General features: G+C 48.3%; 14 protein-coding genes. 4 read left to right on the top strand and 10 right to left on the bottom strand.

Annotated elements, in window-relative coordinates; genetic code table 11:
- Positions 1-192 precede the first annotated feature (192 nt).
- From F556_RS34710 to F556_RS0120970, 4 genes are all read right to left on the bottom strand, one after another.
- Positions 193-1098 (bottom strand): phosphotransferase enzyme family protein, encoded by a 906-nt coding sequence (locus F556_RS34710; protein WP_020618959.1) that lies wholly within the window; start codon positions 1096-1098, stop codon positions 193-195.
- A 101-nt stretch (positions 1099-1199) separates the two neighbouring features.
- Positions 1200-1805 carry a hypothetical protein gene (locus F556_RS0120960; RefSeq protein WP_020618960.1) on the bottom strand — a complete coding sequence of 202 codons (606 nt, stop codon included), beginning with the start codon at positions 1803-1805 and terminating at the stop codon, positions 1200-1202.
- A gap of 19 nt (positions 1806-1824) precedes the next feature.
- Positions 1825-2634 carry a sugar phosphate isomerase/epimerase family protein gene (locus F556_RS0120965; protein ID WP_020618961.1) on the bottom strand — a complete coding sequence of 270 codons (810 nt, stop codon included), beginning with the start codon at positions 2632-2634 and terminating at the stop codon, positions 1825-1827.
- Between the two features lie 31 nt (positions 2635-2665).
- Positions 2666-3235, bottom strand: a complete 570-nt coding sequence (locus F556_RS0120970) for an SF0329 family protein (RefSeq protein WP_020618962.1) — start codon at positions 3233-3235, stop codon at positions 2666-2668.
- Between the two features lie 150 nt (positions 3236-3385).
- On the opposite strand from F556_RS0120970, the gene F556_RS34715 reads away from it, so the two are divergent.
- From F556_RS34715 to F556_RS0120985, 4 genes are read left to right on the top strand one after another with little or no spacing between them, the layout of a single operon-like run.
- Positions 3386-4105: a GerAB/ArcD/ProY family transporter gene (locus tag F556_RS34715; RefSeq protein WP_051108761.1), complete on the top strand. Its 720-nt coding sequence runs from the start codon at positions 3386-3388 to the stop codon at positions 4103-4105.
- Between the two features lie 43 nt (positions 4106-4148).
- Positions 4149-4472 carry a hypothetical protein gene (locus F556_RS37250; RefSeq protein WP_020618963.1) on the top strand — a complete coding sequence of 108 codons (324 nt, stop codon included), beginning with the start codon at positions 4149-4151 and terminating at the stop codon, positions 4470-4472.
- A complete protein-coding gene (locus F556_RS34720) occupies positions 4469-5926 on the top strand; it encodes a spore germination protein (protein ID WP_020618964.1) in 1458 nt (485 codons plus the stop codon). The genes F556_RS37250 and F556_RS34720 overlap by 4 nt, the downstream gene beginning before the upstream one ends.
- Positions 5923-7107 carry a Ger(x)C family spore germination protein gene (locus F556_RS0120985; protein ID WP_020618965.1) on the top strand — a complete coding sequence of 395 codons (1185 nt, stop codon included), beginning with the start codon at positions 5923-5925 and terminating at the stop codon, positions 7105-7107. Before F556_RS34720 ends, F556_RS0120985 begins: the two co-directional genes overlap by 4 nt.
- Positions 7108-7127: 20 nt before the next feature.
- Here F556_RS0120985 and F556_RS0120990 read toward each other — a convergent pair whose 3' ends face one another.
- From F556_RS0120990 to F556_RS0121010, 6 genes are all read right to left on the bottom strand, one after another.
- Positions 7128-7571 (bottom strand): DUF1330 domain-containing protein, encoded by a 444-nt coding sequence (locus F556_RS0120990; RefSeq protein ID WP_020618966.1) that lies wholly within the window; start codon positions 7569-7571, stop codon positions 7128-7130.
- 23 nt (positions 7572-7594) lie between these two features.
- On the bottom strand, positions 7595-8167 hold the full coding sequence (locus tag F556_RS0120995) for a DUF2239 family protein (RefSeq protein ID WP_020618967.1): 573 nt from the start codon (positions 8165-8167) through the stop codon (positions 7595-7597).
- 179 nt (positions 8168-8346) lie between these two features.
- On the bottom strand, positions 8347-8718 hold the full coding sequence (locus F556_RS0121000; protein ID WP_020618968.1) for a hypothetical protein: 372 nt from the start codon (positions 8716-8718) through the stop codon (positions 8347-8349).
- A gap of 134 nt (positions 8719-8852) precedes the next feature.
- Positions 8853-9227, bottom strand: a complete 375-nt coding sequence (locus F556_RS34725) for a hypothetical protein (RefSeq protein WP_169447618.1) — start codon at positions 9225-9227, stop codon at positions 8853-8855.
- Positions 9220-9588, bottom strand: a complete 369-nt coding sequence (locus F556_RS37970; protein WP_157272874.1) for a hypothetical protein — start codon at positions 9586-9588, stop codon at positions 9220-9222. The genes F556_RS34725 and F556_RS37970 overlap by 8 nt, the downstream gene beginning before the upstream one ends.
- Before the next feature lie 57 nt (positions 9589-9645).
- Positions 9646-10632: a hypothetical protein gene (locus tag F556_RS0121010; protein ID WP_020618970.1), complete on the bottom strand. Its 987-nt coding sequence runs from the start codon at positions 10630-10632 to the stop codon at positions 9646-9648.
- Positions 10633-10653: the final 21 nt, after the last annotated feature.

Below are 10653 nucleotides of genomic sequence, written 5' to 3' on the forward strand. Positions count from 1 at the left end.
CCTAACATCGCAGCAAGAATGAACGGATTCCTGGTCATTACGATTCCCTCTCTTTCTTTAAAACATAGGATTTGTTAATCGATTTTCACAGGTTCAATGACGTCGAATAGAAATGGACTTCCCTTTAAAAAGTCTCTTATGTAGGCTAGGGCATATTTTTGCTCAGCAATCAAACTGACTGTTTCTCTCGGATCAGAGGCATGATGGCAATAGTTCTCGATCATGGTCATCACAAAAAAAGCATTCCAGCTGACGAACATAATTCGCTTCCAGCTTTCTTATGCGTTCGTAACCTTGGATCAACATCCATCGATGCTTGGGCCAAAGCCCCAGCATGGTGCCTGCTATATCGTAAAGATAATATCCATACCCACACCTTCCAAAATCAATGAGAAAGGGCTGATCATCAACAAAAACCATATTCCCTGTGTGTAAATCTGCATGAATAAGTCCATACACTTGGTCATTTTCAGGTATCGCATGGAGTTCAGTTAAGACTTTCTCGGCTGCTTCCTGGTACATCATCCACGCTTCATCAGATAAGAAACACGAATAGTACTGAGATAACCTAGTCAATTTACGCCTAAATTGATCTGCTCCCCACTTAGGCCGAGCAAAATTAGCAGGCGGTTTGAAGCTCCCGGTGGCGTTGTGAAGCCTCCCAATCAGTTCACCCATGTTGTAGACACAGGTATCTGTAAATTCTCGACCAGCAGGCTCTCCTTCTACCCAACGCATCATCGTCACATAAGGGCACCGATATCCTGCTTCGGTTTCCACTTCCAATACATAAGAGCCATCATCGCTTGCTACACCTTCGGGTACAAGGAGTGTATTGCCTTTATTTAATGTCTGCAATAATTGTAGCTCCGAACGGATCTCGTCTTGGGTCAATCGATCGGAATGAATACGAAGCAGATAATTGTGGTTTGTAACATTGGTTTCAATTTTGTACGTAATCGTATCCGATAGTTGAATGAACTGTATATGTTCCCAAGCCAAGTCATACCGTTGGATGGCTGTTAAAGCGACTTTCCTTGCTCTCCTTAGTAGTGACTGCCTATTCTCATCCGTATCATATCTAAAAAATTCTTTCACATGATACACCTCCCGCAAGGATTGTGATGAAGGCAAGTATACCAATAGTAGTGCATTGGAAATAGGCAATAAACAGTTGGAAACTATATTCTACCTAACGATTAAAACTCTGGACGTTTTCTATTCTCAGCCGCTCTTCGAATGTTTTTAACAAAAACATCGACATCCTGGTTTTGAAGAGTAGACATGATCGAATCCGTGTTTAAAAAACCATTCGGGTTGTTTGGTTTGGATTGAACGATACCGTTCTGGACTCTCCAGATGCCGTCTTCGTACATATATGACCAATAATAGTTGTCTTCCGTTTTGTTTAACAGCAGGACAACCTCTTCATGGGTCTCCAGATATGATGTTTCTGGACTCGTCTTCGCAGTTCCGTGTTGCAAAAATGTGATGGCGGCTTCATCTAACTCACCGTAAATGACTTCCTCTATCGCAACAATAGACGGCGTCACATCGTAGGTAAAATTAACCTTCTCAGGCAGTCCAGCGTTTCTGTTGAATGGCCCTTCTTGATCTACCACTGTACCTCTGACGATTAAATCGACAAAATACATTTCTTCTTCCAGGCTTCTCGTTGCCACAGGTGTATCGCCAGGTGAACTACTACCCAGCGAAAAACCTACTATTACCAATAAGCCCAATGCCAAGATCGCAACTGAAATTCTACTAAGCACAATTCCACCTTCTTCTAAGCGAAGTATCATGAAGAATGGTCCTCATCCTCTATGTATGAAAAAGCCCCTGCTCCACCATCGTCTTCAACCGTCTAACATCCTCAAACGCGTCATATTGGTCATCCTGCAGGTACTCAATGGACACCGGGCCCGAATAGCTGCGACGCCTCAAGGCGTGGAAGATCCATTCAAAATCAACGGAACCCTGCCCCAGCCGGGTCTGCATATGGCCGTAGGCCGCATCGCGCAGATGCACATAAATGCTCCGGTCCATGAGCCACTCGGTCTCCCGAAGCGGTACGCCTTGCATGACAAGATGACTGGGGTCGTAGACGACCTTCAGATCCGGCACCAGCTCGATAAGGGCTCTGGCTTGATCCAGCATCTCAAATGGGCTGAAGACGTGTAGCTCAAGAGCCAGCTCCACTCCGGAAGGGACGGCAATGGCTTGCATCTCCTTCCAGGTGGCCGCGCAGTCCCGCACGACGTCGGCATACGGACGGGACGCGTCTCTGGCTCGTGGTTGAATGACGGCGATGGATACAGAAAGCTTGTTCATCAGCTGGATCATCGCTTGCATCTCCCGTTTTCTGGACGCGATCGCCTCAGGGGCTCGGTCATGAAGATCGGTCCGTGTGCCAATGTTCAGTGCAATAGGAGTCAATTGGTACCGCGTGAGCAGATCGGTGATACGGTCGTATCCCGCTTCCCCTTGATCGGCCAGATCCTCCGGGTTGATGTGTGCCCATCCGTGGATAGCCAGCAAATCGACGGTCGAAAACCCGTTTTCCTGAATGCTGTGCAGAACTGACTCCAACTCCTGCTTGTACCCGACTGTCGTAGAACACGCAATATTCATCGCCAGCCCTCCCTTTCTCAGCGTACAATTCTCAAATCGTATTCACCCGTATGGCATAAAAATATTGCACAATCGGATGCTTGAGCTTCACCTTCTCGCTAATATTCAAGATCCGCTTCTTCCCGACGCGCCGGTCGATCAGAGCTAACACATTCAATAGGATATCGTCGCTCTCCAGGCTCTCTTCAATTGATGTAGCCAAGAACTTCGTAGCGACGACCATGAAGTTGGATTTACTCAAAGCAGACTGGGCGGTCATAAGCTCCTTGGCCAAGACCCCTATTTTTCGACCTCTTGCAATGACCTGCAGACGCTCCTCCGGTACATTCCCCTGCGTCTCTTCTCGAAGCGCATCGAGCTCTTCCTTACTGATTGGAATTTGAATCGAGGCATCCTGCTTGATCTCTTGCTCCGACTGATACCAGCGAATGCGATTGGTGGGATCATTCATTTGCAGGACATTTTTTTTGTTGACCGTCAGGTAACACTGACCGGCTTTATCAGGGACATACCGATAGCTGGTGGCCCGATACTCCACTTTCCCCTGCAAGGCCGGACTGAGAAAACCCTCCAGTTGTTGCTTTACTTTGCTCCAGGACATGAAACCTCCTAAATATTAGATGATATCTACCATCATACACTAACCTACTCAATGATCCTACCCAAGTTCTGAAGCAGGGGAGCTGAGTAAAATTCCACTAATTGCACATACTCCAATTACATCCCGTTTTTATCCTGGAGGTTTGTGCCTATGAACAACTCCCGCCCCATTCATATTCTATCGCTTTTCTTTATCATTCTTCTCAGCCTGGGCATGATGAATCATGTCATGATTATCCCGATGCTGCTCGGGGCTGCATCGCGGGATGCATGGCTCGTACCGATTCTCTTTTTCCCTATTCTCGTACTGTGGCTCGCACTCTTTCACTACATTCTCAAGCGAATATCCCCCTTATCCTTCAAGGATTGGCTGGATCATCGCTTTGGCCGGACGATCTCGTGGTGCCTACGGATTTTCTTGTCCCTCGTGACCCTATTCATGGGCATGACTACGCTATTCGATACGGTGAACTGGACAACCACAACCTATCTGCCAGCTACGCCAATCGTTGTCGTCGCAGCCCTATGTCTCATTGTCAGTGGAACGGTCGCTGTAATCGGCATCGGTCCCCTTGCCATTACCTCCGGTGTGCTGCTGCCCCTCGTCAGTCTGCTTGGCTACTTTGTCTCGTTTACCAACCAGAAGTATAAAGAGTACAAGTATCTCTTTCCCCTTCTGGAACACGGGTGGAGCCCGATCTGGCATGGTATGGTCCATGTTGCAGGTGGCTTACTGGAGCTATGGGTCGTTCTCATTATTCGGCACCGGATAAAGGGACAGATTCGCTACTGGCATCTGCTTGGGCTTTTTGCTCATTGGGCTTATCATTGGACCCACAATTGGCGCGATCACGGAGTTTGGTCCCATTGAAGCTGCGTACCAGCGTGATCCTGCCTATGAGCAATGGCGGCTTGTGAAGATCGGTCGATTTATCGAGCACGTGGACTTCCTCAGTATCTTTCAATGGCTCAGCGGCGCTTATATCCGGATTGCTTTAGCAATTTATCTGAGCCTTGAGCTCTGGAATCTGCAGCAGTTAAAGCACCGGGTGATTGCCACTTTTTTGATTAGCGGCTTCTTACTTCTTGGCACTGTGGTCAGGTCTGCACGAACATCGATTGAGCTATTTCTTCAACAATTGCAATTTCCCGTATCTCTTACCATCTCCCTGGCACTTACTTGCTTCCTTGGATTGTTCCTGCTTCTCTTTCGTCATGGAAAGGATGAACCTCTATGAACAGTGCAGTACATACTATCGATGAAGCCGTCCTCCGACAATGGTTTGCAGATTGCGGAGACGTTACGTGCATCTCGCATCCCATCGGTAAGGAAGAGCACGACCGCAAGGTATGGCTTATTTATTCCTCCGGCCTGATCGACAGCTCCAAAATCACGCAGTTTGTGCTGCCCCCGCTGCAGAATATCCCGCTAGGGATCGACAAAACCATCCCGCTGCTGCCCATCGAGCTCGTCGCACTCCGACCCGATCAATACAACGAACAAGAGATCGGGACTCTCGTATTCTCTGGCAAGCTTGTCCTTTTTTTCGAGGCCAATGCCAAGCTCTATTTTTTTGATATCGCAGACATCCCTGGAAGACCTCCAGAAGAATCGAATCTGGAAGTATCAATTCGCGGCCCCAAGGATGGGTTTACGGACAATATTGAACAAAATCTGGCTCTCATTCGCAAACGTATCCGCTCGACGACGCTATCCTGTGAACTCTGGGAGCTCGGCACTCGCTCACAGACCAAGACTGCCCTGCTGTACCTGAAAGACGTAGCGGAAGATGAGATGATTGACGACATTCGAAACCGCCTCAATCACATTTCCATCGACTCGATCCTAACCTTAGCTCATTTGGAGGATGTGCTTAACGATTCGCATGTCCCCCTGTTTCCTCTGCTCGCCCATTCCGGACGCCCGGATTTTATTGCGCAATGTTTAATCAACGGCCGGTTTGTTCTCCTGCTTGACGGCAATCCTACAGCTTCAGTTGCGCCCGCGACATTGCCGCTGCTCTTGAAGAGTCCGGAGGACGCACACTTTCCTTTTCTATCCGTTGCTTTCGCAAGATTTCTGCGTCTGATCGGGTTCTTTATCTCCATCTTCCTGCCCGGATTCTTCATTTCGCTGAACAATTTCCATCAGGATCAACTGCCTTTTCCCTTGCTGGCGACGATTACGAATTCCCGGTTAGGGCTGCCCTTCTCGGCGGCGCAGGAAATGCTGTTCATTCTGATTCTCATGGAAATCTTCCGGGAAGCCGGAGCACGTCTGCCCACCTCTATAGGCCAGACCTTAACCGTGGTGGGCGGCTTAATCATCGGGGATGCGGCAATCCGCGCAGGCCTCATCTCGCCTACCATGGTCGTCGTCACCGCCATCACGATTGTCGCCTCCTCGACGATTGGCAACCAGACACTGGGTGGGGTACTAGCCACCCTGAGATTTACGGTATTTTTTATCTCGGCCATCCTCGGCTTGTTCGGCTTTTTTATGTGTTTTCTGCTGCTGCTCATTTACTTGGGCAGTATGAATTCATTTGGTGTGCCTTACTTATCGCCTATCGCACCGCTGAATATCCGCGACCTGCCCAAGGCCCTTTTTAAGCTGCCTAGAAAAGAGTACCGGCGGCGGCCAGCGGCGCTCAACACCAAAGAACCCGACAAAGGAGAGGACCAGCAATGAATGGGCGTACCTGGAGAATCACCTCGTGGTGTAAACGTCTCACAAAAACAGCTCTGCTGCTGGTGGCTCTCCTTCCCCTGACAGGCTGCTGGGATGTGAAGGAAGTCCAATATATCAATTACATTACTGCATGCGGGATTGATTATGTGGATGGTGAATTTATTACTTATGTTCAAGCCCTTGATTTCTCTGCGATTTCCAGTAGTGTGAATGGCGTAAAACAAAGTGGGGAGCCTGGCGTCTGGGTGGGAAAAGGGACAGGGAAAACCTTGAATACAGCCTTCAACTCCCTCTTCAAAACATCGCAGCAGACCGTTTCCTGGGGACATACCACCGCTTACGTCCTAACCGAACGAGCATTGAAGAACCGGGATCTGCAGCTGTTTGAAACCATCTCCCGTTACCAGGATACAAGAAACCAGGCCTGGTATTTTGGGACGCAAGAGAACCTGGAAGAGCTGCTCCTGGCAACTCCCTTCTACAAACAAACACCGCTCGTATCGATTCTGCATGAGCCGGAAAGCACCTATGTTCAGCAGTCGGTCCTGCCGCCGCAAACGTTATTGCGCTATATGTCCGAATCGCGCGAGCCAGGCATGACTACCTATTTGCCAACACTGGCTCTGAACAAGACGCAATGGAATGAGAACGGCAAGCCCCATCCCATGCTCTTCATTGACGGCGCCTTCTTTCTGACGGGAGAACAGTGGAACGGCTGGCTCTCACGAGACCAGTTATATGGGTACCAATGGTTGAACAAACAAACGGTTACTGCGCCCATGCTGCTGGAGGATCAGCCATCCAATGCGTCCGTGCAACTAGACAAACCGAAGTTTACCATTCATTCATATATCGAGGCAGATACCATGAAGTTCCGCATCAAAGTGAAGCTTACCGGCACCTTGCTGGAGCTGGATGATGACATGGAGACATCTCAGGTAGAAAAGCTTGCAAGCCACATCGTCAAGGACAGCATCCTTAAGGTATACCGGGAAGGGATTGCTATTCAGGCCGATGTCCTGCGACTCGGCGATAGGTTGTATCGCAAGCAGCCTGATACATGGCGCAAACTTACCTCCAACGGCCAGCGTTTCGCGCTGAAGGAAGATTCTATCGCGAGTCTTGAAGTGAACGTGAATTTGCGTTCCGCCGGACGTTACAAGCTGCCGGATTTGAAATGATGTGAAACTGTTCTTGCAGCCTACCTGGTCAGTAGCGGCAGCTCTTCAATGGGCAGCAAACGTGAATCTTCAATCGCTGCCGTTCGGTGTCCAATACCGCTCAAATATTCTTGATGACTTGAAAAAGCAAGGAACGACTGCACATTACTCTGGCGGATCAACATGACAAAGTCCCATCTTTCATCCTCGGGCCCGATGAGGAATGCACCGCCAGTGCCAAGAAACATCATGTCTCCTCCGCTCTCACGAAGATAGGGCAAGGTATGTTCAATATAGAGGTTGAATGCCTCTGCTCCGCTGATGGGTTCCTCCGGTTTCAGTTCGGGAGTAGCTGTATAGTCGGCCACATCACGAAAACGCAATAAGTTCAACATAATGACATTGCCTTTTATATCACGTTGCATGAACGTCATGCCTGCGCGTTGTGAGGGTTCGATGTAACGAATCGTTTTAAATTCAGTCATAAGCAGCTCCTTAATGTTTTTTATCACTGTCTTTCGCCAGTAAACGCATCAACGGCTAATTTTCGAATATGGTTTCGGATATCTGGTGCCCACTCTGCGATGCTGTTGTAAAAACGATCGGAATCGCCAGCATAGAGGAATCGGAGGGCTTCTTCGTATTGCGGAAAGTTTCCGGCCATGGCTGTCATAAAGTGATAGATCACCTCTTGTGACGCTCGCACCTTATTCTGACCTCCAACGCGGCGCGCCTCGTCTATCAACTTACGCAAAGTCACTGAAGCCCCACCAGGCTGGCCCTTAAGCCATTCCCAATGACGTGGCAATAAGGTAACCTCACCGGATACAACCCCCAGCTTAGGACGTCCAACCCGCCGAGGGGAATCGTCGGTGTTCTCCAATTGTCCCAACACACCATCATTCCGAAAATCAACATCGATTTGCTTTCCTGTAGCATCGTCAAAGATAAGCAGTTGTACCCATTCTCTCTCCTCTAGTGTTGCCTTTGCATTAGAAATTACGTGTTGTAACGAACCTGTTGCAACCATTTCCACACCTAAAAATGCCGTGTAGTTAAGGCTGGTATCGTCATTTTTCATACAGCACCCCTCCCTTAAAATCCTCGTTATTTTACCCGGATAAAATAACAAAGTCAATATTACCCGGGTAAAATATCGATTGGCATAGCCGACCAAAAGAGCCGATACCCAGCCGCCAAATAAAAAAAGCGACGCTATGCGCCGCTTATCCTTTTGGTGGAAGTAATATTATGTTTCGTCTATGTACACTCCTTCAGAAATGCAACAGCATCATCGTAGTTATTCCAGTGACTTTCTGTGGTATGCTCGGATTGTCGGGCCGAACGCTTTAACTGGAGTTTGGAGATGGCACCCGTGACGACGACTGCCGCCCGCTGCATGCCGAAGCTTAAGATCGACTTCTGATGCTCAACTAATTTGACTTGCGACTCTGGTGAGAACGCTTGCACTTCACGCATATCAACAAGGACATCAAATGCACCACCCAAGTCCCTGCTTAGCGTCTCAATTTCACCGGTAACCCGATCAAAATCTTGTGGTTGTGCACTCTGATACCACACAATCTCAATAATCTTATTTTCCTTATCGAACAGTCTAGCAGATGACGTCATCGCCTAACCCCCGTGTATATGATGATAATTTTTCCATATGCCTACATACACTTATTATATACCTTTTGAATCAGGAAAGTGAGTCTTTAGGACTATAAAATAACATTCATAAAAGTAGCCCCTCACCAGACTAGCTAGCCTACTAAATTCTTGAACCGCCTACGTTTCAAGATTAGTTTATTGCAGACAATTTTTATCTTGGCACCTGAATGCAATAGAATTTCATGTTGTAAATACTTATCATTATATGACGTTATTTCATCATAGGCCCACTCTTCAAGTCCATTTTTATCTTCTTCAATTATAAAATATTCCTCGTCTCGATCCGTGCTATACACCTTTTTATTTCCATCGAATGCAAAATCAAATTTCTTTACACCAATCCAATTAAAAACAAACTCAAACCCACTACAATCGTATACTACCGCTTTGATAGTTGTAGGATCCACAGTGTTTTTTAAGATCGAAGTATTCTCAATCTCCAGGCTCTTAAGAACATGATCATACATGGAGTATTGCATTATATTTCGAAAGGTTTCTTTTGCTCCGTCCTTCACGGCAACACCATGTCCTAAATGAACTCCGGATGTTTCTAAGAGACTGATCCCCCTGCTCTGACGACCGCTCTGGTGCGTTACAGCGGCCGACCAGCAGGTTGCCAGACAAATAGAGGAACATTGGTGCGTTACAGCAGCCGACCAGCAGGTTGCCAGACAAATAGAGGAACAAAGGTGCGTTACAGCAGCCGACCAGCGGGTTGCCGAGCAAATAGAGGAACATTGGTGCGTTACAGCAGCCGACCAGCAGGTTGCCAGACAAATAGAGGAACAAAGGTGCGTTACAGCGGCCGACCAACTGGTTGATGGACACATCTTATCCACAACATACAAAAATCATAGCTTCCTATACAACAAAAAAATGCTGTGTCTAACCGTGGGGCCATACGTATCCGTCCTCGAAGTGGAGCTGCCACTCAAAATCCAACTGTTGCACGGACTCGCCATCCAGCTCCAGCTCCGGGTAATCCGTAGCATAGTGGATGGTGTAGGGAATCACGTATTCGACAGTTGAGGAAGATTCTCCAGTCTCGTCTGTCGGCATTTGCGGGTCGGAGAGGATCCCTTGGTCACTCGCAAATTGCTCCAGGGTCACGGATTCATCAATCTGCCCTGAAGCAATTGCCATGTTATAGTGATTCTCTAACTCTCTGTAGAAAGCGGGTCGCGGCACTGCCTGCTCTGTCAGATCGATCTCATCGTATACCGCTCCGTCTTTTTTAACTTGCAGCAGCACTTTCTCTAGTCCAGCTCCCGGAATCCCCGGATCTTCTAATTCAAAGAAAAATTCCGTCGCCATCCGCTCATCTTCCGTTGAAGTTGCCCCGCCCACATTTTTCACTCGCCGAATATATAGTTCATCATGCAATGACAGCGGGAACCCCCCGGCGTTCAACAGCCGCTGCCCGCTCTCGCTTCGCTCCCATACGCTAATCTCATAGTTATGCTCCACAGACAGCTCAAGCCCGGCACCGTAGCGCATCCCGCCTTGCGGCTCAAGCGCTACTTGCAGTGGCTCACCTTCACTTTCTCGGTTCAGGGTGACTGCAATTTCAGCCGATGCAGCTACCTCGGTTAGTTCAACCTGCAGTTCAATCTTCGCTTGCTTTTGCTCTATATTCACATCGGTCCACGCATAGTCAAATGACTTCACCACATCGTCTTTGGTCATCAGTTCGTGGCGGACGCTGCTCAAGATGTCATGCTCCAGCTGCTGTACCTGCTGCTGAAGCATGCGAAATTCCGTTTCTCGCTCGGCGTTGCTGCTGCGAACTGCACTATGAAGCGTGTAACCGATATATACGACTGCCAATGCATTTATCACCAGCATGATCAAGATCGGCTTTGATTTGTCCATTTTACCTCCTTGTCACTCAAC

Source organism: Paenibacillus daejeonensis DSM 15491, from assembly GCF_000378385.1.
Classification (GTDB): domain Bacteria; phylum Bacillota; class Bacilli; order Paenibacillales; family Paenibacillaceae; genus Paenibacillus_D; species Paenibacillus_D daejeonensis.

What these genes read in the sequence shown, in the direction of transcription:
- F556_RS0121010 (WP_020618970.1), bottom strand. Translation starts at nt 10,632, where the DNA reads ATGGACAAATCAAAGCCGATCTTGATCATGCTGGTGATAAATGCATTG.
- F556_RS34715 (WP_051108761.1), top strand. Translation starts at nt 3,386, where the DNA reads ATGAACAACTCCCGCCCCATTCATATTCTATCGCTTTTCTTTATCATT.
- F556_RS0120960 (WP_020618960.1), bottom strand. Translation starts at nt 1,805, where the DNA reads ATGATACTTCGCTTAGAAGAAGGTGGAATTGTGCTTAGTAGAATTTCA.
- F556_RS0120970 (WP_020618962.1), bottom strand. Translation starts at nt 3,235, where the DNA reads ATGTCCTGGAGCAAAGTAAAGCAACAACTGGAGGGTTTTCTCAGTCCG.
- F556_RS0121000 (WP_020618968.1), bottom strand. Translation starts at nt 8,718, where the DNA reads ATGACGTCATCTGCTAGACTGTTCGATAAGGAAAATAAGATTATTGAG.
- F556_RS34720 (WP_020618964.1), top strand. Translation starts at nt 4,469, where the DNA reads ATGAACAGTGCAGTACATACTATCGATGAAGCCGTCCTCCGACAATGG.
- F556_RS0120990 (WP_020618966.1), bottom strand. Translation starts at nt 7,571, where the DNA reads ATGACTGAATTTAAAACGATTCGTTACATCGAACCCTCACAACGCGCA.
- F556_RS0120965 (WP_020618961.1), bottom strand. Translation starts at nt 2,634, where the DNA reads ATGAATATTGCGTGTTCTACGACAGTCGGGTACAAGCAGGAGTTGGAG.
- F556_RS0120995 (WP_020618967.1), bottom strand. Translation starts at nt 8,167, where the DNA reads ATGAAAAATGACGATACCAGCCTTAACTACACGGCATTTTTAGGTGTG.
- F556_RS0120985 (WP_020618965.1), top strand. Translation starts at nt 5,923, where the DNA reads ATGAATGGGCGTACCTGGAGAATCACCTCGTGGTGTAAACGTCTCACA.
- F556_RS34725 (WP_169447618.1), bottom strand. Translation starts at nt 9,227, where the DNA reads ATGTATGATCATGTTCTTAAGAGCCTGGAGATTGAGAATACTTCGATC.